This is a genomic window from Massilia terrae, from assembly GCF_024753145.1.
GTDB classification, from domain to species: domain Bacteria; phylum Pseudomonadota; class Gammaproteobacteria; order Burkholderiales; family Burkholderiaceae_D; genus Telluria; species Telluria terrae.
Genome location: NZ_JANUGU010000001.1, coordinates 1570003 through 1596469 on the forward strand (window position 1 = coordinate 1570003; position 26467 = coordinate 1596469).

At 65.5% G+C, this 26467-nt stretch carries 16 protein-coding genes; 14 read left to right on the forward strand and 2 right to left on the reverse strand.

Annotated features, from left to right (window positions below; genetic code table 11):
• Positions 1-8: 8 nt before the first annotated feature.
• The 5 genes from NX778_RS06805 to NX778_RS06825 all read left to right on the forward strand — a co-directional run bounded on the left by NX778_RS06805 (position 9) and on the right by NX778_RS06825 (position 9079).
• On the forward strand, positions 9-1010 hold the full coding sequence (locus NX778_RS06805) for a sugar kinase (RefSeq protein ID WP_258810913.1): 1002 nt from the start codon (positions 9-11) through the stop codon (positions 1008-1010).
• Between the two features lie 37 nt (positions 1011-1047).
• The gene (locus NX778_RS06810) at positions 1048-2367 is read left to right on the forward strand and encodes an MFS transporter (protein ID WP_258810914.1); all 1320 of its coding nucleotides are present in this window, start codon (positions 1048-1050) and stop codon (positions 2365-2367) included.
• Positions 2364-3134, forward strand: coding sequence for a polysaccharide lyase family 7 protein (locus NX778_RS06815; protein WP_258810915.1), 771 nt, complete (start codon positions 2364-2366; stop codon positions 3132-3134). Before NX778_RS06810 ends, NX778_RS06815 begins: the two co-directional genes overlap by 4 nt.
• A 129-nt stretch (positions 3135-3263) precedes the next feature.
• Positions 3264-5984: a TonB-dependent receptor domain-containing protein gene (locus NX778_RS06820; RefSeq protein ID WP_258810916.1), complete on the forward strand. Its 2721-nt coding sequence runs from the start codon at positions 3264-3266 to the stop codon at positions 5982-5984.
• 569 nt (positions 5985-6553) lie between these two features.
• Positions 6554-9079: a TonB-dependent receptor gene (locus NX778_RS06825; protein WP_258810917.1), complete on the forward strand. Its 2526-nt coding sequence runs from the start codon at positions 6554-6556 to the stop codon at positions 9077-9079.
• A gap of 121 nt (positions 9080-9200) precedes the next feature.
• On the opposite strand, the gene NX778_RS06830 is transcribed toward NX778_RS06825, so the two are convergent.
• The gene (locus NX778_RS06830) at positions 9201-10025 is read right to left on the reverse strand and encodes an NAD-dependent epimerase/dehydratase family protein (RefSeq protein WP_258810918.1); all 825 of its coding nucleotides are present in this window, start codon (positions 10023-10025) and stop codon (positions 9201-9203) included.
• 161 nt (positions 10026-10186) lie between these two features.
• On the opposite strand from NX778_RS06830, the gene NX778_RS06835 reads away from it, so the two are divergent.
• Entirely contained in the window at positions 10187-11179 is a 993-nt protein-coding gene (locus NX778_RS06835; RefSeq protein WP_258810919.1) for a LacI family DNA-binding transcriptional regulator, read from the forward strand.
• A 36-nt stretch (positions 11180-11215) separates the two neighbouring features.
• On the opposite strand, the gene NX778_RS06840 is transcribed toward NX778_RS06835, so the two are convergent.
• Positions 11216-12172, reverse strand: coding sequence for an alginate lyase family protein (locus NX778_RS06840; RefSeq protein WP_258810920.1), 957 nt, complete (start codon positions 12170-12172; stop codon positions 11216-11218).
• Between the two features lie 69 nt (positions 12173-12241).
• Between NX778_RS06840 and NX778_RS06845 the strand changes: the two genes are divergently transcribed.
• The 8 genes from NX778_RS06845 to pelA all read left to right on the forward strand — a co-directional run bounded on the left by NX778_RS06845 (position 12242) and on the right by pelA (position 25611).
• Complete coding sequence (locus NX778_RS06845; protein WP_258810921.1) at positions 12242-14443, forward strand: glycoside hydrolase family 88 protein; 2202 nt, start codon at positions 12242-12244, stop codon at positions 14441-14443.
• 470 nt (positions 14444-14913) lie between these two features.
• On the forward strand, positions 14914-15648 hold the full coding sequence (locus NX778_RS06850) for a FadR/GntR family transcriptional regulator (protein ID WP_258810922.1): 735 nt from the start codon (positions 14914-14916) through the stop codon (positions 15646-15648).
• A gap of 136 nt (positions 15649-15784) precedes the next feature.
• Positions 15785-17083 carry a glycoside hydrolase family 28 protein gene (locus NX778_RS06855; RefSeq protein ID WP_258810923.1) on the forward strand — a complete coding sequence of 433 codons (1299 nt, stop codon included), beginning with the start codon at positions 15785-15787 and terminating at the stop codon, positions 17081-17083.
• 98 nt (positions 17084-17181) lie between these two features.
• Entirely contained in the window at positions 17182-19992 is a 2811-nt protein-coding gene (locus NX778_RS06860) for a TonB-dependent receptor plug domain-containing protein (protein WP_258810924.1), read from the forward strand.
• 68 nt (positions 19993-20060) lie between these two features.
• Positions 20061-21722, forward strand: a complete 1662-nt coding sequence (locus tag NX778_RS06865) for a glycoside hydrolase family 43 protein (protein ID WP_258810925.1) — start codon at positions 20061-20063, stop codon at positions 21720-21722.
• A gap of 11 nt (positions 21723-21733) precedes the next feature.
• Positions 21734-23569 (forward strand): glycoside hydrolase family 28 protein, encoded by a 1836-nt coding sequence (locus tag NX778_RS06870; RefSeq protein WP_258810926.1) that lies wholly within the window; start codon positions 21734-21736, stop codon positions 23567-23569.
• A 9-nt stretch (positions 23570-23578) separates the two neighbouring features.
• Positions 23579-24355, forward strand: coding sequence for a rhamnogalacturonan acetylesterase (locus tag NX778_RS06875; protein WP_258810927.1), 777 nt, complete (start codon positions 23579-23581; stop codon positions 24353-24355).
• A 14-nt stretch (positions 24356-24369) separates the two neighbouring features.
• The gene (gene pelA / locus NX778_RS06880) at positions 24370-25611 is read left to right on the forward strand and encodes a pectate lyase (RefSeq protein ID WP_258810928.1); all 1242 of its coding nucleotides are present in this window, start codon (positions 24370-24372) and stop codon (positions 25609-25611) included.
• Positions 25612-26467: the final 856 nt, after the last annotated feature.

The following is a 26467-nucleotide window of genomic DNA, read 5'->3' on the forward strand; positions in this document are numbered from 1 at the left end:
AGGGCACGATGCGCAATCCGGATGTCGTCACCATGGGCGAAGCGATGGCCCTGCTGATCGCCCGCCAGGCCGGGCCGCTGGCGGGCGTCGGGGAATTCCAGCGCGCCACCGCCGGCGCGGAGCTGAATGTCGCGGTCGGCCTGAGCCGGCTGGGCTACCGCGTCGCCTACGTCAGTCGCCTCGGCGACGACAGCCTGGGCCACGGCCTGCGCGCCTTCATGGCCGCCCAGGGCCTCGACCTTGGCTACGTCCGGACGGATCCATCCAATCCGACCGGCTTCATGTTCAAGGCGATGGCCGGCGATGGCGCGGATCCGGAGATCGAGTACTTCCGGCGCGGCTCGGCCGCCAGCCACATGACGCCATCCGACGGCCATGACGTGCCGGTAGCGGAGGCGCGCCTGCTGCACCTGACCGGCATCGCGCCGGCACTGTCGGCCGGCTGCCGCGAGCTCGCCTTCCAGCTCGCCGAACAGGCCCGCGCCGCCGGTCGCCTGGTCAGCTTCGATCCCAACCTGCGCCCGCGCCTGTGGCGCACGCAGGCCGACATGATCGACACCGTCAACGCGCTGGCCGGCCTGTCCGACGTTGTGATGCCCGGCCTGGCCGAAGGCCGGCTGCTGACCGGCTACGCTCACGCCGCCGACATCGCCGAGTTCTACCTGGCACGCGGTGCGCGCCAGGTGGTGGTCAAGCTGGGACCGCAGGGCGCCTATTTCGCCAACGCGCTGTCCAGTGGCGTGGCGCCGGGACATGTGGTGAGCGAAGTGATTGACACCGTGGGAGCCGGCGACGGCTTCGCGGTGGGCGTCATCAGCGCGCTGCTGGAAGGCCTGCCGCTGGATGGCGCGGCGGCGCGCGGCAATGCCATCGGGGCGCGCGTGCTGCAGTTCCGCGGCGACTGCGACGGCCTGCCCGACCGCAGGGAACTGGCGCGGATGCCGGGGGCGATACTCGGAGCGATGGCGAGCCTTCTACCTGGCGGCGAACGGCGGCCCACCATCCACTGACGCCGCCAACAATAAGAAAACATCTGGAGACAACGGCATGAAAACAATGAAGGGGCTGCGCTGGCTGGTCATCGCGCTGGTAGCCGCCGCCACGATCATCAACTACATCGACCGTTCGGCGCTGGCGGTCATGTGGCCGGCGATCGCGGACGAACTGGGTATGAGCAAGAGCGACTATGCCGATATCATCACCATCTTCCTGATCGGCTACGCGGTCGGGCAGTCACTGTTCGGCAAGCTGTTCGACGCGCTCGGCACCCGCATCGGCTTCCTGCTGTCGATTGTGGTGTGGTCGGCCGCCATCGGGTTGCATTTCGCCGCGCGCTCGGTGATGTCGTTCAGCCTGTTCCGCGCGCTGCTGGGCGTGGGCGAAGCCGGCAACTGGCCGGGCGCCACCAAGGCCATCGCCGAATGGTTCCCGGTGCGCGAGCGCGCGCTGGGGCAAGGAATCTTCGGCGCGGGCGCCTCGATGGGTTCGATCATCGCGCCGCCGCTGGTCGCTTTTCTCTACGCCTTCCTGGGCTGGAAGAACACCTTCATCATCATCGGCGCACTGGGCCTGGTGTGGATCCTGCCCTGGCTGATCGTCTACCGCGCCGGCCCGGACAGCCACCCGTGGATCGGCGCCGAGGAACGCGCCTACATCCTCGACGGCCAACGCCCTGCCGCTGCGGCCGCGCAGCCGGAATACGTGCCGACCACCCGCCAGCTGCTCGGCCACCGCCAGAGCTGGGGCGTGATCGCGGCGCGCTTCTTCATCGATCCGATCTGGTGGCTGTTCGTGGCCTGGCTGCCGCTGTACCTGAACGAGAAATTCCACTTCGACGTCAAGCAGATCGGCATCTTCGCCTGGGTGCCCTACGTCGGCGCCGGCATCGGCGCGGTGCTCGGCGGCTGGCTGTGCGGCCGCCTGCTGCAGCGCGGATGGACTGTCAACAAGGCGCGCAAGACGGTCATTGGCATGGGCCTGGTGGTGATGTTTGCCGCCGCCCTGTTCAGCGCCGCCGCCGACACGCCGCTGCTGGCGGTCCTGTCGATCGGCGCGCTGCTGTTCGGCTTCCAGGCCGCGATCAGCAATATCCAGACGCTGCCGAGCGACTTCTTCTCCGGGAAGACGGTCGGCACGCTGGCAGGCTTCAGCGGCACCTCGGCGGTGCTGGGCACGATCGTGTGCATGCAGCTGGTGCCGGTGCTGACCGCCGGCGGCAACTACACGCCGTTCTTCATCCTGGCCGCGCTACTGGTGCCGCTGGTCTTCGTCTCGCTTTGGCTGGGCGGCCCCGCCACCCTGGTCAAGCCGCACGACGCGGCCGCCGCGCACACCCCACAACAGACCAACATCAAGGAGTTTCAATGAACCTGCTTCCGCGATCCTGCGGCCTGTCCCTGCTGTGCGCGGGCCTGCTGGCAGCGTCCGGCCACGCGCTGGCCGACGGCTTCACCCCACAGAAAACGCTGGAAAGCGTCTTTGAACTGGAAGGCAATGCGCCCTGGTCCTCGCCGTACGACGGCAGCCTCACCTTCAGCGCCCTCGGCTCGAAGTTCGCCACCGCCAATGGCCACGGCTACCGCAATGAGCTCAAGATCGGCAAGAACAACCGCCGACCGATCGAACAGACCCACGAACACTTCGCGGCCACCATCACGCCGACGCTGTCGAACGGTGCGAAGACCATCGTCGCGCAGTACCACGTCGACGGCCTGGAGACCATCCTCAAGGTCTACGTGCAGGACACCGAAGACCGCGGCCTCCTCGACGGCAAGGACAATAACGGCGTGTTCGACATCGTGGTGAAGATCCTCGGCACCGACGGCGTAGACGCTCCGACCGCGCTCGGCACGATCCGCTCCGGCGAAAGCTTCGACCTCGACATCCGCTTCGACAATGGCGTGGCCACCGCGAGCGCGAAGACCGCCGCCAACGGCAGCATCCGCACCGCGGCCACCCGCATCAAGGGCGACAAGCGAAACATCTACTTCAAGTTCGGCGACTACCTGCAGGCGCTTGACCCGGCCACCAATGGCTTCACCTCAAGCCCGGCCAAGTGGGACGAGTACTACCGCCTGCACCACGTCAACAGCGACAGCATCCGCTTTACCCGCACCATCTTCGAACGCGAGTGAGGTTCGAAGGTGAGCAGATTTTTTTGGTTACGATGTTAAACGTTTTCCAAGAAAGACCGGACGCCGGACAATAACAAGGGATCAGGCCCGGCGGCCAAGTTTTCAATAACAAAGATAGGAGACAGCGTCTTGAACAACCGTACTAACACCCAGTGGCATGCCCCGCTTCCGATCGCCTCGGCGGTCGCCATGGCCGTGCTGGCGATGAGCGTCCCGGCCTTCGCGCAGGAGGCGCCGTCGGCGCCGATGGCCAAGGTCGAGATCACCGGATCGAGCATCAAGCGCGCGGCGGCCGACCAGCCGCTGCCGATCACCGTCACCAAGGCTGATGACTGGATCGCGCAAGGCGCGGTGACCGTCGCCGACATCCTGATGTCGATGTCGACCGCCGCCGACTACGAGCCGAACACCACCTCCGGTAACGGCAACAGCGCCAATATGCGCGGCATCGGCGCGGCGCGCACCCTGGTCCTGTTGGACGGCAAGCGCCTGAGCGACAGCTCGATCGACCCGAACACCATCCCGACAAGCGCCCTCGACCGCACCGAAGTGCTGCGCGACGGCGCCTCGTCGATCTACGGCTCCGACGCGATCGGCGGCGTGATCAACTTCGTCACCAAGAAGGCCTACAACGGCGCCTCGATCACCGCCAAGGGCACGGTACCCAAACGCAAAGGCGGCGGCGAGAACGAAGGCTTGAGCTTCATCGTCGGCAAGGGCGACCTGGCCAAGGATGGTTGGAACGTCTACCTCACCGGCGACCTGAACAACCAGCTGCCGCTATCCCAGACCAGCCGCCCGAACATCACCAATTCCGACCGCCTGATGAGCGCCGGCTTCGAAGGCCCGCACCTGAGCAAGGGCACCAACGCCGTGCCGGCCAACGTCACCCTGGCCAACGGCTCGACCAAGGTCGGCAGCGTCACCATCACCGGCAACCCGTACTACAGCACCGGGTGCCTCGCGCCATTCTCCGTCCAGGGCACCAGCAATACCTGCGCCTCGACCTATACCGCGAACTCGCTGACGCTGACCACCGCGAAGAAACAGGGCTCGCTGTTCCTCAAGGGCTCGAAGATGCTGGGCGAGGACAACAAACTGACCGCGACCCTGCTGTATTCCTCGATCTACACCCGCCCGGTGAAGAACCCGACCTTCGGCATCAACGCCTCGGTCACCAACTTCCCGGCGCTGACGATCACGCCGACCAGCCCCTTCTACCCCGGCAAGGGCATCACGCCGGCCATGAACGGCATCACCAACCAGACCCTGACGCTGGCCTGGTCGCTGATCGGCGATCTGGGCCCGACGGTGCTGAACTACCAGAAGTCCGCGTCGCGCATCACCGTCGAGGACGAAGGCCACCTCGGCGCCTGGGACTACAAGGTCGGCGTATTCAATGCGGTGTACGCGACCGAGACCACCTTCCGTTCGGGCTTCGTCAACAGCTTCAAGCTGCTCGATGGCGTCGCCAACGGCAAGCTCAATCCCTTCGGCCTGCAGGACCAGACCGGCAAGGACTACCTGAAAAGCATCTCGACCGATGGCGAGACCGCCAACAAGGGCCTGACCCGCCTCTCCGGTGCGCACCTGACCGTGAACCGCGACCTGATGCAGCTGTCCGGCGGCACCCTGGCCTTCGCGGCCGGCGCCAGCATGTACCACGACTACGGCCGCACCTTCATTCCGCCGAGCGTCGCGCTGTCGGGCGGCCAGACCGGCACCACCGCCGCCATCGACGTCGCCGCCTCGCGCAACGTCAGCTCGGTGTACGCCGAACTGGATGCGCCGCTGACCAAGTCGCTCGACGTCGACCTGGCGGTGCGCACCGACCGCTACAGCGATTTCGGCAGCACCACCAATCCGAAGGTCAGCTTCCGCTACAAACCCACCGACTGGCTGGCCTTCCGCGGCGCGGTCGGCACGGGCTTCCGCGCCCCGACCCTGAACGAGCGCTATTTCGGCGCCGTCAACGGCCCGACCGGCGTGACCAGCTCGACCTACAACGACCCGGTGCTGTGCCCGGGCGGCAAAGTCGGCGGCAACACCGGCGGTACCGCCCTCCCCGGCTACACGCCGACCACCGTGTGCGCGGCCAAGCTGCCGATCAACACCGGCGCCAATCCGTCGGTCGGTCCGGAGAAGTCGGAAACCATCAACTTCGGCATCGTGCTGACCCCGACCAACTCGCTGCTGGTCTCGCTCGACTACTGGAACGTGCGCATGAAGGACGCGATCGGCCAGCTGGCGCAGGCGACCCTGTTCCAGCCACAGTACGCCAACCTGTTCATCCGCGATCCGAAGACCAATATGCTGGTCTACATCGACGACCGCCTGAACAATATGGGCGGCCAGCGCACCGACGGCATCGACGTCACCGCCACCTACACCTTCCCGCGCACGCGCTACGGCCGCTTCGGCGTGCAGCTGGACGGCACCTACGTCCACAGCTTCAAGACCCAGCTGACCAACGACAGCGACTGGATCGACAGCGTGAACAAGTTCGGCCCGCTCGACGCCAACGTCTTCACCTACCGCTGGCGCTACACGATGTCGGAGAAATGGCAGAGCGCCGGCGGCGACTGGACCTCGACGCTGACCGAGACCTATCGCCAGAGCTTCGAGGACCTGAATGCGTCGTCGCTGTTCTACCACCGCATCGACCCGTACCTGCTGGTGAACTGGTCGCTGTCGTACAGCGGCTTCAAGAACTGGACGCTCATGGGCGGCATCAACAACTTGTTCGACCGCGACCCGCCGGCCGCGAACTACCGCAACGAGGGCTACCTCAGCGGCCAGGCCAGCCCGGTCGGCCGCGCCTTCAACCTGCGCGCGACGTACAAGTTCTGATGGCCCGCGCCGGAAGTCGTCCGGCTTAGCCCGGCGGGACAAGTTCCTCCACACGCCCGGTCACGCACCCTGCACGGTTGCCTGGCCGGGCGTTTCCATGAGCAGCGGGCTCCTCGCCCTGCGGCTCTCGATCACCGTGATTCGCCACCTCACCCGACTGATCCGGCTCAGCTGGTCTTTTTTTTCCCGGCACGCCCGATCCAGCCAGCCAACACCGCGGCCGCCGTCACAAAAACGTTTTCGTATCTGCCCATTCCTGCTGTATCGACACCAACAAAACTGCCATTTTTGCTGGACGGCGGGAGGTGTATCGCGTGCACGACACGAAGTTAATCGTTTTCCTTCTTTCGTTGACATCGAAGATTTATGTCATTACTATCCGCTGAACAATATGGCCCTCCCTGCTGGAGGAGTGAAGGTTTCCAGCCCTGCCTGGCGTGGCGTCGGTGCCGCTAAGCATTTTCCGCGCGGTTCTTGTGTCGCCGATTGGAAAGCTTTCCAGTCGAGACCACCCGGCCCGGCCAGATAGCGCTTCGGTTTCACATTTTGTAGAAAATCAAGGAGACAATTTGAAGAATCAGACTGCACGGGGCAAGCGCTTCGCGATCAAACCCCTTCCCGCCCTTGTTGCGCTCCTGGTCGCCAACTGGGCACTGGCCGCCCAGGCGCAGGAAGCGCAGGACAAGTCCGCCAACCCAAACCAGCTGCAGACCGTGCTCGTCACGGCCAACAAGCGCGTGGAGCGGCTGGAGAACGTGCCCGAATCGATCTCGGTGTTGTCCGAGGCGGAACTACAGCGCAACAACGTGCGCGAGATGGAAGACATCATCAACATCACGCCGTCGCTGTCGCTGGCGTCCGGCACAACGGCCGCGAACAACGCCATCTTCATGCGCGGCATCGGCACGGTGTCCGTCGGCATCGGCGTCGAGTCCGACGTCTCGGTCATCATTGACGATATCCCGATCGCGAGCCAGTTCCAGGCCTTCCGCGACCAGGCCGACGTAGCCCGCGTCGAAGTATTGCGGGGACCGCAGAGCACCCTGTTCGGCAAGTCGGCCGTGGCCGGCGCCATCAATATCGTGACCAAGCCGATCACCGGTCCGATCGTTTACCGCGCCAACGCCTACTACACCAACGACCATGAATGGCGGGTCGGCGCCTCGGTCGGTGGCAAGCTGCGCGACGATTTCGGCATGCGCATTGCCGTCAACAAGAGCGACATGCCGGGCAACTTCACCAACCTGACCACCGGTGGAAAGGTCAACGGTTCGGGCGGCAAAACCATCATGACGAAGTTCGAGTGGACGCCGATCCGGGATCTCAAGATCGACTTCACGCCGCACTACAACACGCAGGAGAACAGCCGCGGCGTGACCGCCGTGAACGGCTTCTACCGCACCACCGGCTCGGCCGCCGCCGGCAACCTCGTGACCACGCCCGCGGATATTTCGACGGCCTACCTGAACGGCAACGCGCAGCTACCCGCCTCGCTCACGCTGCAGGGCATTGACCCCTACGACAAAAACAACCGCAACGTGCGACGCGACTTCCCGACCGGGATCAATTCGTCGACCTTTGGCACCGGCCTGCGATTCTCGTACACGCTGCCGAACGATGCCACCCTGATGTCGATCTCCTCGTACGAACACTACAAGGCGCACGACTACCGCGACCAGGACTTCGTCGACGTGCCGACCATCGCCAGGCCGGGAGAGACCAAGCTTACCGTCGGCAATAACCAGTTCGGCACCTACGACATCCGTTCGAAGACGCAGGAACTGCGCTACGTTTCACCGGACCTGGGCAAGCTGCGCTACGTGGCCGGCCTGTGGTGGGCGCAGAACGAGATCGACCGCCACTTCATCCGCGGCTTCTGCGTCCAGCCGACCGTGTGCAGCGCGAGCTCGCCGTCGAGTCCAACCAACTACTACACCGACATCTACAACATCAACCGCGCCGTGTTCGGCCAGGCCACCTGGGATTTCTACCCGAGCTACACGCTGGTGGCGGGCATTCGCCGCAACGTCGAAGATTCGGGCTTCAACTACATCCGCAACTTCTACACCGACCAGCTGGACCGCTCGACCTTCGTCCCGGGCCCCGTCGGCAAAGACCAGTTCCACAGCGCGGGCAACAAGGACTATGCGACCACGGGCAAGCTGTCGATCCAGAAGCAGCTGAACAGCGACTGGATGATCTACGCCATGACCTCGTCCGGCTACAAGGGCCTGGCCTACGACGTGACCAGCGGCCTGCAGGCCGCCGCCGCGTTCCCGGTTTCGCCCGAGACCAGCCGCAGCTACGAGATCGGCACCAAGGCCAATCTGTTCCACAACCGCATGTCGCTCGCGGCCACGATCTACAAGACCGACTTCAAGCACTACCAGCAGAACACCTCGTTCGTGCTGCCGAACGACCCAACTATCTATACCCAGCTCAATTCCATTCCGAAGGTCGGCACGCGCGGGCTTGAGCTCGACAGCAATTTCCTGCTGACCTCGACCTGGTCAATGAACGTGTCCTACGCCTATACGCGCCCGGAGATCATCGACTGGAAGAACGGCACCTGCTACCAGGACAGCACCAATCCTGCGATCGGCACTACCGGCCTGGGCGAAGGCGGTTCGCTGGGCGGCTGGAACCGCGCCTGCTTCCCGATTGTGGCCGGCGCCAAGACCGGCGTGCAGGACCTCTCGGGCGGCATATTCCCGGGCACACCGAAGAACAAGGTGAACATCGGCACCAACTACGACTACCACATCGCCGACCGTCCGTTCTGGGCCTTCGTGAACGCCAACGTGCGCTATCAGAGCGAGTACCAGACCAACATCAACAACGACCCGCGTTCGGTGAACAACGCGTACTCGATCACCGACCTCGGGTTCGGCCTGCGAGAGAACAAGGACACGTGGCGCCTGAGCTTCCGCGTCAACAACCTGTTCAACCGCTTCTACATCGGCAATGCCAACGCCAGCGGCCCGTCGTACCGCGCCGGCCCGACGTCAAGTTCGCCGAGTATCACGGTCAACAGCTGGGTGCCGCCGCGCGATGTATTCCGTTTCTACAGCGTGCGCCTGGACGTCAAGTTCTAACACAAGAAATGGGGTTCCCGCATTCGCCGGGAACGACGTCCTCAAACAAAAACTGGCCTGCGCAGCATGCCACGCAGGCCAGTCAAAAAAGGCGCCCGATCCGCGCGCCGCAGGAAACCCGTCAGTCCTTGTAGATCGGCCCAGCCGTCAGAAACGGTCCACCCTGGTAAGTGGCGGTGATATCGCCGGCCGGCGGCCACGCGCCGCCCTGCGGGAAGCGGTCGGCGAATTCGCTCGAACTACGCTTGGCGTGAAAGCCCAGGTGATCCGCCTCGTGGTTGTCCCACCAGCGCACCGGATTGTCCGACACGCCGAAGGTGATCGTGTGCCCCACGCGCGGCGTAAACAGCGCACAACGCAGCAGCTCCACCAGGTCGTCGTGCGCCAGGAAGGTCACCATCATGCGCGCGTTGCGCGGTTCTTCGAACGAGGAGCCGATGCGCAGGCACACGGTCTCGATGCCGAAGCGGTCGAAGTAGTAGCGCGAGAGCGCCTCGCCGAAGCACTTCGAGACGCCGTAGATGCCGTCCGGCCGCAGCGGCGCGTTCGCATCCACCACCTTCGTGGTCGGATAGTAGCCGACCACGTGGCTGGAGCTGGCGTAGATGACGCGCCGGATCCCCAGCTTGTGCACGCCTTCGTACAGGTGGTGCAAGCCGAGGATGTTGGCGTTCATGATGTTCTCGAATGTGTCCTCGACCGACACGCCGCCGAAGTGCAGCACCGCGTCCACACCCTCCAGCAGCGACATCACGGCGGCGCGGTCGCCCAGGTCGCACTGCACCACTTCCTCGCCGGGACCGGCCGGGGCGATCTCCACGATGTCCGTGAGGCGAACGATGTCGGCCCAGGGCTTGATGCGCTCGCGCAGCATCTTGCCGAGGCCGCCGCCGGCGCCGGTCAGGAGAAGTCGTTTGAAAGGTTTGGAGGTGCTGGCTTGGGTCATTTGGCTGTGGGGATGAGATTGAGAGGAAAACGTTTAACTCAGTATAGCCAAACCCGATTTGCTTTGCCAAGCATTTGTCGCCGAATGTCGACGGACCGGCGCTTGGGTTTATATTCCGACAATGCGTGCTAACATGATGTGATCAGCCACGGCCTACGCCCATGAAAAAATCCACCCCGACCATTCGCGACGTCGCCGCAGCCGCCCAGGTTTCGACCGCCACGGTATCGAAGTTCATCAACGGTGCGCAGCGCTTCTCCCCCAAGGTCGAAGCTGCGCTGGCCACCGCAATCGCCAACCTGGGCTACAAGTCGAACCCGCTGGCGAAGTCCATGATCACCGGCCGCACCAACACCATCGGCCTGTCGGTCCTCGACATCACCAACCCGCACTTTTCCAGCATCCTCAAAGGCGCGAGCCGGGTCGCCAACGAGCACGGTTACTCGGTGCTGCTGGCCGATACCGAGGAAACGCCGAGCCGCGAGCGGCGCACGCTGGAAGACCTGAGCCTGCGGGTGGACGGCATGATCGTGTTCTCGCGGATGCGCGAGCACGAGATGGGCTGGATGGCCGAGATCGACAAGCCGCTGGTGTTCTTCGGCAGCCTGAACGAACTGCCGATCCCCACCGTCGCCAGCGACGACCACGGCGGCGCCTTCATGCTGTGCCAGCACCTGCGCATGCTGGGCCACAAGCGGATCGCCTACCTCGGTTTTTCCAAATCCCGGCGCGACGAGGAACGCCTCGGCGGCCTCCGCGAGTGCCTGGACGCGGCCGGCCTCGGGCTGGCCGTCTACGACGCCGATGCGCCATCGCTGGCCGAGGGCGAACGCCTGTGCTCCAGCATCGTGCTGGGCAGCGGCCGGCCGGATGCGCTGGTCTGCTACAACGACCTGATGGCGCTCGGCTTCATGAAGGAAGCGGAAAACCTCGGGGTGGCGATCCCGCGCGACATCTCGGTGGTCGGCTTCGACAATATCCCCTACGGCAAATACACGACGCCGGCCCTGACCACCGTCGACCTGCAGAGCGAACGCATGGGCGCGACCGCGATGGACAAGCTGCTGGCCGTGATCCGCGGCGAGCCGGTCGAGAAGCTGACCCGCATCGCGCCGCAGCTGATCCTGCGCGCGTCGACCGTGGCGCGAACCTGACGGTTTTTCGTCTCACACAAAGCGATCGCCTCGCGCTTACGCGCCCTTCGGATGCTCCAGCGGATTGACGAGATTGCGGTCTCCCCCCATGCGCGCATCGAAGTTCTTCGCCGGCACCCGCACCGGCGCAGCGAGGTGCCCGCCATGGCGCAGGTAGATCGCAATCCAGCCCGGCTCACTCGCGCGCTCCTGCTCGAACCCGGTCAACTTCTGTACGATCCCCGGATCCGCCACGCCGGCCATCGAAAACGCCACGAGCCGGTCCAGCGGCGCCGCCTGCACGTCGAGGATCGAGGCCATCATCACCAGTGGCGCGGCCGCAAACAGGTGGTAATTCAGAGCCCGCCCGGCACGCTCAAGTTCGAGCGGCAGTGAGCCATCGGGCTGGATTTGCCCCATCGCGAAATCGAACACCTTGCGTCCCCACTCCAGGCAGCGCGCGTCGTGTGTCACTGCGCCGGTCGCGGTGACGGCCAAGCCTTCCCAGTAATAGTGGTTGTTGCGCGCGCCCTTGTGTGCATCCGAATGACGGATCGTGGCGTCGGCCAGCGTCAACAGCCAGCCCTCGATGCGCTTGCGCTCCTCCGGCGATGCCGCCGCCTGCACGCGCGCGTAGCTCAAGGCCAGTCCCGCCAGCGCCCATTTGCGCGTGTAGTAGGACTGCTGCGTCGTCATCTTGCCAAGCATGGCGTTCTGCCCCGCCCATGCCGACAGCCAGCCGATCGCGCAGCGCGCATCATCTTCCTTGTGACGCTGCTGCGATGCGCTCGCAGCGCGCGCGACCTCCCGGACGAATTCGTCGACCGGTTTGGTCGCCGCCTCGTTGCGCGCCTTGAGCGCCGGGTCGATCACCGAATGGTGGCTGTCGATGTAGTAGCTGTTGGCGTCGATGTCGATGACCGCCGGCGGCGCAGGCTCGCAGGCCAGCGCCTGTTGGCCGGCCGACGCCAGCAGCAGGACGGAAAAACGGAGTGCGGTAGCGCTGCATTGCATGACTTCTCCTTGCGTTATTAATACCGAACGGACATATAATAGGTTAAACGTTTTCTTTCATCCATCGCCATGCACATTTCCGCCCGTTTGCGTTGCACCGCCCGCCTCCTGCTGCTGCCCGCCGCCCTCCTCGGCGCCTTCGCCTCCCCAACGCTGCAAGCCGCGCCGGCCGTCGCAAACGTCGCCCCGGACGTGGCGCAGTCACCCGCCGCCGTACTGGCCGCGATGGAGCGCGTCGCCGACTGGCAGCTCGCCCACCCGAGCGAGCACCGTCCCGACGACTGGACCCAAGGCGTGGGCGATGCCGGCTTCATGGCGCTGTCGAACCTGTCCGCCACGCACCGCTACCGCGATGCGATGGTCGCGATGAGCGAACACAATGGCTGGAAGCCGGGGCCGCGCGTCTACCACGCGGACGACCACGTGGTGGGCCAGACCTACGCCGAACTCTATCTGCAGCTGCGCGAGCCGGCGATGCTGGCGCCGCTGCGCGAACGCTTCGATGACATCCTCGCCCACCCGCGCGACGTTCCGCTGGACTTCACCGTGCCAGGCAACCAGGAGCGCTGGTCGTGGTGCGACGCGCTGTTCATGGGACCGCCGGCGTGGGTGCGCATGTACGCCGCCACCGGCGACCAGCGCTACCTCGACCACGCCGTCAAGGAATGGTGGAACACGTCCGATTACTTGTACGATAAAGAGGAGCACCTCTACTACCGCGACAGCAATTACTTTAATCAGCGCGAGGCGAACGGCAAGAAGGTGTTCTGGGCGCGTGGCAACGGCTGGGTGATGGCCGGCCTCGCGCGTACCCTGCAGTACCTCCCCGCCGCCCATCCGGTGCGGCCGAAATTCGAGCAGCAGTTCCGCGAGATGGCGGCCGCCGTCGTGAGCGTCCAGCAGCCCGACGGCCTGTGGCGCGCCAGCCTTCTCGATCCCGCCGCCTATCCGGCGCGCGAGACCAGCGGCACCGGCCTGTTCACCTACGCGCTAGCCTGGGGCATCAACCAGGGACTGCTGGACCGCGCCCGCTACGAGCCGGCCGTGCGCCGCGCCTGGAGCGCGCTGCTCGACAGCGTCCAGCCGGACGGCAAGCTGACCCACGTCCAGCCGATCGGCCGCGCGCCGGGCGGTTTTCCTGAAGACGCCACCGAAGTCTATGGCGTCGGCGCCTTCCTGCTGGCCGGCAGCGAAGTGTTCCGCATGGACCTTCAGCAGCGCGTGGCGCCACAGGTGGTCACGGCCGCCAACCCCGGCGATTTTTACCGCGCCGACGAGACCATCGAAGTGAAGGCGCCCGCCGCGCCGGTGCTTGTGATGGAAGCCGATACCTCGCGCATCCTGCCGAGCCAGCGGCTGGGCGATACGCTGCTGTTCCAGGCCAATTTCGCGCCCGGGCAGCAGCGCCGCTTCCTGCTGTTCCCGGCCGCAGCGCTGCCGCCCCTGGCCGCGCCCGACATCAAGGCCCACGCCCGCTACGTCCCCGAGCGCTACGACGACTTCGCCTGGGAGAGCGACCGCATCGCGCACCGCATGTACGGCCCCGCCATCCTGAAGGTGCCCAAGGAGCACGTCAGCAGCGGCGTCGACGTCTGGGTCAAGCGGGTACGCCGCCCGATCGTCGACCTGTGGTACAAGCGCGGCGAATACCACAGCGATCACGGCGAGGGACTGGATTACTACGACGTCGGCACTGGCCGCGGCTGCGGCGGCTCGGAGATCATCAAAGGCGGCAAGGCGTATGCCGCGCCGGTCTATTCAAGCTGGAAGCTGCTGGCCGACGGCCCATTGCGCGCCGCCTTCGAACTGCGCTACGACGGCTGGGACGCGGGCGGGCAGCGGGTGTCTGAGACGAAGCGCATCTCGATCGACGCCGGCTCCAACTTCAGCCGCGTCGAAAGCGTCTACACCGGCGACGGGCGCGGGCCGCTGCAGGTCGGCATCGGCATCGCCCAGCGCAAAGGCGAAGGTCGCCTCACCAAGGACGAAGGCGCCGGCTGGATGAGCTACTGGGAACCGGAACACGTCCCCAACGGGAACACTGCGTGCGCCGTCATCGTCCCGGGCCAGCAGGTACACACGGGCGCCGACGGCGGCGATGCCCTCGTCATGGCCCAGGCCCAGCCGGGCTGGCCCTTCGTCTATTACCTCGGCGCCGGCTGGAGCAGGAGCGGCGACTTCGCCGACGCGCCAGCCTGGGAAGCGCAGGTGCGCAACGTCGCGCTGCGCATCGCGAAACCGCTCAAGGTGAGCGGTCCGGCGTCGAGGTAAGGTTGGCGATTTCCCATGACCACTTGCCGAGCCTGCGGGGCGTGATGCCCAAGCCGGACGATGACGGCAGCAGCAAGCATCAAAAGGAGTGGAAAAAATCCCGCACATCGCGCTCGCCTTGTTGCCCATACGCTACGCCCGCGCCCGCTTGATTCTTCTATGGTTATGCAAGGATCGCAAGCTGATATATCATCTGATATATCAGATATTGCAGGGGGCTCCAGAAGACGATGCGGAACGAGGAAAGTGGCAGCCGGTCCACGGGCGGGGCCTTGCAGCCGAGCTTTGTTGCTCGGGAGCAGGCCAGCTCTTGCGCGCCCGGTTTATCGTTTTCCTCTGCGGCTTCGTTGCGGTTTAGCAGCTTATCCTGCAACTCCCTGTTTCGAAATCCACGAAGGCCGATTACGATTATTCGCCTTCGGGCAAAGCCTGCTGGCCGGCAACCGCCGCGTTTGCTACGCTGCCGGCCAATGGACAACAGGGATACGCGGGAGACCGCAGGAAAGGCCGCCGAGCGCCCGGCGCAGCTGGCCATTCATGAGCCGTTTCATGAGCAGCGCCCTTACCTGCTGGTAGCCGAACGCGTACGCGAATTCGCGCGCCAGAACGGCATCGGGCCGGGCGCGCGCCTGCCGTCGGAACGCATCCTGGCGAGTAAGCTGCACGTCAGCCGCGCCTCGCTCCGGGAAGCCCTGATCGCCCTTGAACTGGGCGGACTCATTGACGTGCGTAGCTGTTCCGGGGTATATCTTCGTGCCTGCAAAGTTAATCGATTACCCGAAGCTGGCCCGGGCCCGTTCGAACTATTGTCCGCGCGCCGCCTGGTCGAACCGGAACTGGCCGCGATGGCCGCCCGGGTGGCCACCGACGGCGCGATCGACGCCCTGTTCGCCGCCGCGGCCGAGATGGAACGGCTCCAGGGCGACAAGGCCGGCTGCGAGCGCGCCGACCGCGCCTTCCACCAGGCGATCGCCGAGGCCACCGGCAACAGCGCACTGGCCGGAGTCGTGGACTACTTGTGGAACCAGCGCGGCAGCCTCTGGCTCACGCTGGAAGAGCTTTTCGAAACCGAAGAGCTGAGGAAGGAAACGCTGGCCGACCACCGGCGCATCGTGCAAGCCATCTCGGCGCACGATCCGGCGGCCGCAAGGCAAGCGATGCGCGCGCACCTGGAGCGCGTAAGCCGGACGCTCTCACGTGGCTGACCGGACCAGGAACCAGATCGACCGTGCGACCTCGGCTACGCATCCGCGTGCCCTCGTCAGAACGGCACGGAGCACGCGAGGTGCTCCTGTTTGCACCGCTTCCCGGGTGCGGCTAACTATAACAGGAGACATCCGAATGCTCATTTCCACCCGCCCGGCATTGGCCGCTGGCGCCGCCGCGCTGGCCTGCGCGCTGGCGCCGCACGCGCACGCGCAGGACACGCGCAAGGTCAGCGAGCCCGTGGTCCCTCCCTCATGCGCGGTGCTGCACGCCGACCCGGCCACGCCCGGCCAGGACGACACCGCGCGCATCCAGGCCGCGATCAAGGCCTGCAAGCCCGGCCGCGCGCTGCACCTGGCGCCGCGCGACGGCGCCACCGGCTTCGTGTCCGGCCCGCTCACGCTCACCGACGGCGTGACGCTGGTCGTGGACCGCGGCGCGACCCTGTACGCGAGCACCAACCCGGCCCTGTTCGACCGCGGCGCCGGCACCTGCGGCACCAACGACCAGAATGGCAGGGGCTGCAGCCCGCTCATCACCGTCAAGGGCGGCGCCGGCAGCGGCATCATGGGCGAAGGCGTGATCGATGGCCAGGGCGGCCGCCTGATCGACGGCAAGACCGAGAGCTGGTGGCAGATCGCGCGCCGCGCGCAAAAGGAAAAGAGCCGCCAGAACGTGCCGCGCCTGATCGTGGTCGACCAGGTGCGCGACTTCACGCTGTACCGCATCACCCTGCGCAATTCGCCCAACTTCCACGTGACCACCAACCGCGTGGACGGTTTCACCGCCTGGGGCGTTCGCATCGACACGCCGCACGACGCCCGCAACACCGACGGCATCGACCCGGGCGCATCGCGCAACATCACCATCGCGCACAGCTACATCCGCACCGGCGACGACAATATCGCGATCAAGGCCGGCAGCGGGGCCACGGAAAACGTCTCGATCCTGCACAACCACTTCTATAGCGGCCATGGCATGTCGATCGGCAGCGAGACCAACGGCGGCGTGCGCAACATCCTGGTCGAAGACCTCGACCTGGACGGCACCACCTCGGGCCTGCGCATCAAGAGCAATGACCGGCGCGGCGGCGAAGTGCGCGGTGTCGTCTACCGCAACGTCTGCATGCGCGACGTGAAGTGGCCGCTGTTCATCGACACCCATTACGAACCCGGCGAGAACGGCAACCTGATCCCGAATTACACCGGCGTACGCATGGAGCAGGTGCGCAGCCTGACGCCGGGCCGCCTGGCGCTGGGCGGCTACGACGACGCGCATCCGCTCAAGCTCGCGCTGCGCGACGTCGTCGTCGACGGCAAACCGCAGCTCAAGACCGAGTTCGCGCAGTTCGACGGCGCGATCAACGCCGCGGGCGCGCAGGCGCTCGACTGCAGCCGCCGCTTCGAGCCCTTCCCGGGAGACGAGGCGCACTGAAACAGGATTCGAATCCGGCAAGGGATGACCCCTCGCCGGCCGAAAGCAAGTAGGCATATGAAATGCCTCACACACAAACCAAGCATGGGAGACCCCACATGAAGCAATACATTCGTCATCCAGGCTCGCGACTGGCTCTGACCTCGGTCGCACTGGCAGTGCTGACGCTCACCAACCCGGCCTTCGCGCAAGCGCAAGACGGCCAGGAGAAAATGGAGCGCGTCACGGTGACCGGTTCGTCGATCAAGCGCATCGCGACCGAGAACGCGCTGCCGCTGACGACCTACAAGGCGGAGGAACTGGAAGCCCAGGGCCTGACCACGATGTCCGAAGTCGCGGTCTCGCTGGTCACCGCGTCGACCAATGAACCGGTCGGCGGCGGCGGCAGCGGCACCATGATCAATATGCGTGGCCTGAACAGCAACCGCACCCTGGTCCTGCTGAACGGCCGCCGGCTGCCGAACGAGTCGATCGGCGACGCCACGGTCAACGTCGACGTGATCCCGATGAGCGCGATCGACCGCGTCGAAGTGCTGCGCGACGGCGCATCCTCGATCTACGGCACCGACGCCATCGCCGGCGTGGTCAACTTCATCACCAAGCGCACCTACACCGGCGTCAAGCTGATCGCCAGCGACGTCAAGCCCGAGCGCAAGGGCGGCGGCGAGCAGCCGCGCGCATCGATCATCGCCGGCAAGGGCGAGCTGCAGAAGGATGGCTGGAACGTCTACACCGCGCTGGACGTCCAGAAGCGCCACTCGCTGATGCAGAAGGACCGCCCGGAGATCTGGGACCCGGCCACCATCGTCGCGCTGGGCGGCACCCAGTTCACCACCAACACCTCCGGTTCGTCGGCCTCGCCGGCCAACTTCACCGTCTACAACAACGGCAAGGCCACCAGCACCACCGGCAACCCGTACTGGGCCACCGGCTGCACCAGCAACTACGCCAGCCAGTACAGCCTGGCCTCGACCAAGTCGAAGAACACCACCTGTGTCCTCGACCCGACGATCTACCCGCAGCTGCTGCCGGAAGCGGCGCAGAGCACCCTGCTGACCAAGGCCTCGCTGCGCCATGGCGAAGACGGCGTGCTGTCGGTCGAGATGCTCAACACCGTGTCGTATATCGACGCGCTGAACCCGCCGCAAACCTTCGGCGCGAACGTCGACTACTCGGCGCTCAATCCGGGCGTGCGCCTGCCGCTGATGATCACCAAGTCGAGCAAGTGGTATCCGGGTAACGCCGGCGGCGTGCCGGCGGTGTCCGGCGTCACCGGCCAGGACCTGGCCCTGACCTGGAGCATGGACGAAGCCGGCCCGGCGATCACCGACGACCGCCAGCACACCAACCGCATCGTCGTCAACGACGAAGGCCTGGTGGCCGGCTGGGATTACCGCCTCGGCCTGAACGTGTCGCAGAGCCGCCGCGACGTCGGCTGGAAGAGCAACTTCTTCTCCACCCCGGGCATCTACCAGGGCGTGGCGAACGGCACCCTGAACCCGTTCGGCGTGCAGGACAGCGCGGGCAAGACCTACCTCGACAGCATCCGCGAGGATGGCAAGACCTACCGCAGCGCCAAGGTGAAGTACTACGGCGCCGACTTCAACCTCTCGCGTTCGCTGTACGAGCTGCCGGGCGGTTCGCTGGCACTGGCGTTTGGCGGCGACCTGCACCGCGAATCCTACCGCGACAACACCGACATGGTGGCCGACCTGGTGACCTACAAGGTCTCAGGCAGCCCGGGCGCCAGCGCCGGCGGCGGCCGCAATGTCGGCGCGCTGTACGCCGAGGTGGACGCACCGGTCACCAAGACCCTGGACCTGACCGGCGCCGTGCGCGTCGACCGCTTCAGCGACTTCGGCTCGACCGTCAACCCGAAGATCAGCGCCCGCTGGGAAGCGAGCAAGAAGGTCATGCTGCGCGCCACCGCCAGCACCGGCTTCCGCGCCCCGACCCTGCCGGAACTGTACGGCACCCCGCGCGTGCTGACCCCGTCGACCAACCGCTGGGATGATCCGCTGCTGTGCCCGAGCGCGACGCCGTCGGTCCCGAACACCGGCACGCTCAATCCGAAGTACGCGAACCTGAACCTGGACCCGGCCACCGTCTGCAACACCCGGCTGACCACCCTGACCGGCGCCAATCCGAACCTGCAACCGGAAAAGTCGAAGACCTTCACTGCGGGCATCGTGATCGAGCCGATCAAGAACTCGATGGTCTCGTTCGACTTCTGGGACGTGCGCATGAAGGGCACGATCGCGCAGATGACCGAGGACACGATCTTCAGCAACCCGGCCAAGTACGCCAATCTGTTCGTGCGTAACCCGGACGGCACGCTGCAGTACATCGACGTCTCGCGCATGAACCTGGGCGGCCTGCACACCCAGGGCATCGACGTCGGCGCGAACTACGTGTACCCGACCGCGACCATGGGCAAGTTCGGCGTCGCGCTGGACGGTACCTACGTGCGCAAGTACGAGACCCAGACCGAATCTGGCGGCGCGTGGAACGACAGCGTGGGCCAGCCTGGCGCGCTCGCGACCGGCGGCACCTCGTCCAATACCTACGTGTTCCGCTGGAAGTCGAACCTGCGCTTCTCGTGGTCGTACAAGGACTTCGGCGCGCAGCTGACCCAGTCGTACACCTCGCACTACATCGACACCAATGCACTGCCGACCCAGCAGCCGGGCCAGCCGTTCTACAACGTGATCTCGCCGTACAAGATCTACAACCTGTCGACCAACTACAAGTTCAGCAAGAACTTCAGGTTGAGCTTCGGTGTGAACAATCTGCGCGACGTGAACCCGCCACTGTCGAACCAGCGCCTGTCCTCGCGTGTCGTCTTCGCGCGTAACATCGCCAAGCCGATCGGACGCACCTACGTCCTGAAAGGCGAATACACGTTCTAAGCGATTAGGCGTTCGCAAGCCGGCCGGTCCCAGGCCGGCCGGCTTGTCCACCACAGCGAGACACCGCAATGATTCGACCGTCTTACCGCAGCGCCGCCGCCCTCGCCGGGGCGGTACTGCTTCCGATGCTGCTGGCCGCCTGCGCAACCGCGCCGCGCGCACAGCAAGCTTCACTGGCCAACGAACCCTGGGTTGCCGACCTTGGCGATGGCCGCTACAAGAATCCCGTCCTCCACGCCGACTACTCCGATCCGGATGCGATCCGCGTGGGCGACATGTACTACATGACCTCGTCGAGCTTCAACAGCGTGCCCGGCCTGCCCCTGCTGGCCTCGCGCGACCTGGTCAACTGGGAGCTGGTCGGCCACGCGCTGCCCAAGCTGGTCCCCGCCGAACACTTCGCCACGCCGCGCCTGGGCGACGGCGTGTGGGCGCCCTGCCTGCGCTACCACGACGGCAAATTCTGGATCTTCTATCCTGATCCCGACTACGGCATCTACGTGATCACGGCTGACAATTTCGCCGGTCCGTGGAGCGAGCCGCACCTCCTCCTAGCCGGCAAAGGCCTGGAGGACCCTACCCCGCTGTGGGACGACGACGGCAATGCCTGGCTGCTGCACGGCTGGGTCAAGAGCCGCGCCGGCATCAACAACCTTCTCACCCTGCGCCGCATGGCGCCCGACGCCAGCCGTGTGCTCGACGAACAGGGCGAGACCATCATCGACGGCAGCAAGCTCCCCGGCTACCGAACCCTGGAAGGACCGAAGTTCTACAAGCAGGACGGCTGGTACTACGTGTTCGCGCCCGCCGGCGGCGTGGAGGAAGGCTGGCAGGCGGTGTTCCGCTCGCGCAGCATCCACGGCCCGTATGAAGTGCGCACCGTGATGGACCAGGGGAAGAGCCCGATCAATGGCCCGCACCAGGGCGCATGGGTGCGCGCGCAGGACGGGAGCGACTGGTTCCTGCACTTCCAGGACAAGAACGCCTACGGCCGCGTGGTCCACCTGCAGCCGATGCGCTGGGCCGACGGCTGGCCGGTGATCGGCGAAGATGGCCCTCATCCGGGCACCGGACAGCCGGTGCTCACCCACGCCAAACCCGTGCAGGGCATGCCGGTCAAAGTCCCGGCCACCTCCGACGAATTCGACGCGCCCACGCTCGGCTTGCAGTGGCAATGGAACGCCAACAGCCAGCCCGGCTGGTACTCGCTCAGCGAGCGCCCCGGCATGCTGCGCCTGCATACCATCGCCGCGCCGGAAGCCACGGGCTACGTGCGCGCAACGCCGTCCATCCTGTCGCAGAAACTGCCGGCGCCGGCATTTGTCGTCAATACCCATGTGCAGTTCAACGACGCGGTCGACGGCGACCGCGCGGGCCTCATCGTCAACGCCATGCAGTACGCCTGGATCGGCCTGCGCAAAGCGGGCGATGCGACACAGCTGGTGTACACCACCTGCTCGCCGGCCAAGATGCGCTGCACCGAAACGCCCAGCGTGATCCTGGACCACGCGCCCTCCTCGCTCTACCTGCGCATGCAGATGGCGGATGGCGCCGTGGCCAGCTTCGCGTACAGCCTCGATAACGCCAACTTCATCACGGTCGGGCAGCCCTTCAGCGTCAGCAAGGGCCGCTGGGTCGGCGCGCAGGTCGGCCTGTTCAGCGTGGGCGACAAGCCCGGCGCGAAACAGTCCAGCCTCGACGTCGACTACTTCCGCGTCACCGCACACTAAAGGCTTCAAACATGAGCAATCACATCAACCAACAACGCCGCCTGGTCCTGCGCGGCGCCGCCGGCGCGGCCGCCCTGCTGGCCGGCGGCGGCACGGCTCTCGCGGCCGGCCCCGCCAACGCCAATCCCTGGGCCGAGGCCGACCGCATCATCAGGTACTTCGCCAAGCCCCTGAACTTTCGCAAGCAGGACTTCGTCATCACCGCCTACGGCGCCAGTTCGTGCGACGTGGTGCAGGCCGAAGCCTGGATCTCGTTCACCGACCGCGGCCAGGTCAGCACGCCGGCGCCGGGCGCCAAGGACTGCTACCCGGCCATCGCCGCCGCCATCGCCGCCTGCCACAAGGCCGGCGGCGGCCGCGTGCTGATCCCGGCCGGTAACTGGCTGTGCGCCGGCCCGATCGTGCTGCTGTCGAACGTGAACGTGCACCTCGCGGCAGGCGCCCACGTCTACTTCAGCAATAACCCGGCCGACTACGCCAAGTATGGCGAATTCGATTGCGGCGCGAACGGCAAGTTGACCTTGTCGCGCTGGGAAGGCAACGACTGCCTGAACTATTCGCCGCTGGTCTACGCGCGCGGCCAGAAAAATATCGCTCTCACCGGCGAGGACTGGACCTCGATCCTCGACGGCCAGGCCGGCCTGCCGTTCCAGGGCGATCCCGATTGCTGGTGGTCGTGGAAGGGCCGCGTGCGCAAGGGGATCGACCACGTGCCGCACACCGACGGCAAGACCGAAGTCGCGATCAACCCGATCAACCCGGCCTCGCTGGCCGAAGCCGCGCCGCACCTGTCTGCCGAAGAAGCCAACCGCATCCAGGGCGGCGACAAGGACTTCCAGTCCGACGTCCACCTGCTGCGCGCGCTGGGCGAGGCCCGCGTGCCGGCCGAGAAGCGTGTGTTCGGCATCGGCCACTACCTGCGCCCGCACGGCGTGCAATTCATCGACTGCGCCGGCGTGCTGTGCGCCGGCTACCAGCTCAATCACACCCCGTTCTGGCAGCACAACCCGGTCGGCTGCCGCGACCTGCATGCCAAGGGCGTGTTCGCCAACAGCATGGGGCCGAACAGCGACGGCTTCGATCCGGAATCCTGCCATCGCGTGCTGATCGAAGGCTGCCAGTTCAACACCGGCGACGACTGCATCGCGATCGACTCGGGCAAAGGCCCGGACATCCAGTACGGCCCGTCGCAGGACATCGTGATCCAGGACTGCACCATGCAGAGCGGCCACGGCGCGCTGACGCTTGGCTCGATCATGTCTGGCGGTATCCAGAACGTGTACGCGCAGCGCCTGCTGTTCGAGAACAAGCACTGGAAGACCGACCCACTGAGCATCGCGATCCGCCTCAAGACCAATATGAGCCGCGGCGGCTTCCTGCGTAACTTCTACGTCCGCGACATCAAGATCCCGAACGGCATCGCCACCAAGCCCTCGTTCTACAAGCCTGCGAAAGGCTCGGGCATCCCGGCCAACACAGTGGCCAGCGGCGCCGGCGCAGTGATCACCTTCGACTGCGACTACGACGCGGCGAACGACACCATGCGTATCCGTCCGCCGGAAGTCCACAACGTGCACATCTCCGGCGTCGTGGTCGGCAATGTGCAGGCCCAGGGCGGCAGCTACTCCTGCTACCAGCCGCTGGTGGTGCTCGGCCCGGTCGCGGCCAACTACAATGGCGCGGGCACGCCGGACATCAGGCCGGTCGCCAACGTCACGATCAGCGACTGCGACTTCGGCACGCCGGTCAACGGCAAGCAGCCGTTCTACCTGTACAACGCACGCGACATCAAGCTGAAGAACGTGAAGCTCGGCGCGCAAATCGTCAACCAGACGCTGTCCTCCTGAAGGAACACGATGAACAAGCATCTCACCGCACTCGCCGCCGCCCTGCTCCTGCCGATCGCTGGCGCGCAGGCCGCAAGCCTCGAACCGATCCGCGTGATCCTGGTCGGCGACTCCACCATGGCCTCGCGCAGCGGCTACGGCGACGCCCTGTGCCAGCGCTTCACGCCTGAAGTCACCTGCGTCAACCTCGCGCGTGGCGGCCGCAGTTCGGCCAGTTTCCGCAAGGAGGGCCGCTGGGCCGAAGTGCAGTCCATGCTGCGCGACGGTGGCAAGTACAAGGCCAGCTACGTGCTGGTCCAGTTCGGGCACAACGACCAGCCGGGCAAGCCGGGCCGCTCGACCGACCTGGTGACCGAATTCCCTGTCAATATGGCCAGCTACGTCACAGAGGCGCGCGCGCTCGGCGGCGTGCCGGTGCTGGTGACGCCGCTGACGCGCCGCAGCTTCAAGGGCGACTACCTGCGCGACGACCTCGCGCCCTGGGCCGCCGCCACGCGCAAGGTCGCGCAGGAGAACCATGCGGTCCTGCTCGACCTGAACGCCGACAGCGCCGCCGCCGTGCAGCAGATGGGCCAGGAGGAAGCCGACACGCTGGCGATGGCGCCGCCGCCACCCAAGGCCGCCGCGCCCACGGACCTCAACAAGGCCGAACCGGTCGGCACGCCCAAGAGCGCCTTCGACCGCACCCACCTCGGCAAGAAGGGTTCTGCGCTATTCTCGGGGATGGTCGCGAAAGAACTGGTGCAGGCCGTGCCGGACATCGCGCCTTACCTGAAACAGCAATAAAGAGGAGCAGGCAGATGCGCAAGACGACGATCCTGATGCTGCTGGCATGCGCCGTGCAAGGTGCGGCAATGGCCGCCGTGGTCGGCCACATGTCGCCCGCCGAACCGCTCACCGTGGAGCGCATCCGCACGCTGCCGCAAGCGCAGCAGGCGCCCTGGTTCACCTACCTGGCGCGTTCGCGCGCCCAAATGGAGGAAGACAAGGCAACGCTGGCGGCCGAACGTGGCGACCAACCCGCCCCGCCTCCGCCGCCGATCGGGCACGCCGGCACCGGCATGCCGCTGCGTAAACCCGCGGCCTGGTACGCCAAACCCGAGGCGCGCCGCGTGGCCGACACCATCCTCAGCTTCCAGACGCCGGCCGGCGGCTGGGGCAAGAACGCCGACCGCACGGGTCCCCCGCGCGCACGCGGCCAGAACTATGTCGGCGACGAAAACTGGAGCTATGTCGGCACCATCGACAACGACGCCACCATCACCGAACTGCGCTTCCTCGCGCGGGTGCAGGCGCAACAGCCCGGTGCGGCGGGCGACGCGTATCGCGCATCCTTCGTCAAGGGCGTGCGCTACCTGCTGCGCGCGCAGTATCCGAACGGCGGCTTCCCGCAGGTCTATCCGTTGCAGGGCGGCTACCACGACGCGGTGACCATCAACGACGATGCGATGGTCAACGTCGTCACGCTGCTGAGCGAGGTCGCGCGCCGCCAGGACGATTACGCCTTCGTGCCGGCCAACGTCGCCGACGCCGCGCGCGATGCGGTGGGCCGGTCCGTGAATGCGATCCTGATGGCGCAGGTGACCGCCGGCGGCGTCCTCACCGGCTGGGCCCAGCAATACGACGAGCTCACGCTGGCGCCGGCCGGCGCGCGCAATTTCGAGCCGATCGCCTTGTCCAGTTCCGAAAGCGCCAAGCTGCTGGCCTTCCTGATGACCATTCCCGATCCCTCGCCGGAAGTTATACGCTCGATCCGCGCCAGCGCGGCCTGGCTGGAGCGCGTCGCGGTGCGCGATGTGGTGTGGACGGGTAAATCGCCGGACAAGGGACGCATGCTGATCCCCGGACCGGGCGCCGGTCCGCTGTGGTCGCGCTACTACGACATCGCCACCATGAAGCCGATCTTCGGCGACCGCGACCGCAGCATCCACGACGACGTCAACGAGATCAGCCTGGAGCGGCGCAACGGTTACGGCTGGTACGGAACGTGGCCGCAGGAAGCGCTGGCACGCTACGCGGCCTGGTCGCGCGCGCATCCGTAAGCAGGCCTTTGAACTCGCGCGGGAACGACTTTTCTACTTGTGCCCCTAAAAAAGCCTTAAACTTACTCTAATGGCAACAAGCTCGTAGACTGAGCCATACTGATCGTCCGCAGTCGGCCAGAAGCGGGCATCTAAGATAGGGTTTATGGAAAGAATATTAGGCTCACTCGAATGTGATCGATGTGGCGCATCGATTACCTCGTTTTGCCCGTCACTTCGTACAATTTCATTGATCAGCAACTACCTCGGGGGCCCTCGCGATGTGCTTGAATCAAAAATCGCTGATCTAGAGGCCGTCCCAAATGAAGTCGTACACGAATATATGAGACACAGAATGTTTGCGGAATGCGAAGTGGTCTATGGGATTTGTCATAAGTGTGGACACCGTCTTGCGAGTAGGCGCGCGAAACAGTGTCTACACTGCCACACATCGTGGCACGAGGAGGTTCACAACATGGAATGACGTTGGCTGCCAACCGCGGTCACTCGAAAACACTTGATAGCAACCGGCGTATTCAACTAATGATGCCGGAACGTCCGCAACGGGTCGGAGGCGGTCGTGCACGAGCGGCCGGTGTCCGCCAATAGCAGCCGTTACATAAGTCGATGCCTATGCCGCTGTATGGACCATGAAGTCATGGCAGTATCGTTTTTATCTGAAGAACATGGTGGGCGTAAAGGACATCCCGTCCACGGCATCAATAGACCAGACATTCCATCAGACGTTTCTTCCGCTTGCCTGCACACCCATCTGCTGGAAGTGTGTCGAACCGTTGTGTCAGACGCCGATTTTTTTCGCCGCGATCGTCTTTAGAAATCAAGTAAGCAAACACGCTTTTTGCCTGATGCGCAATGC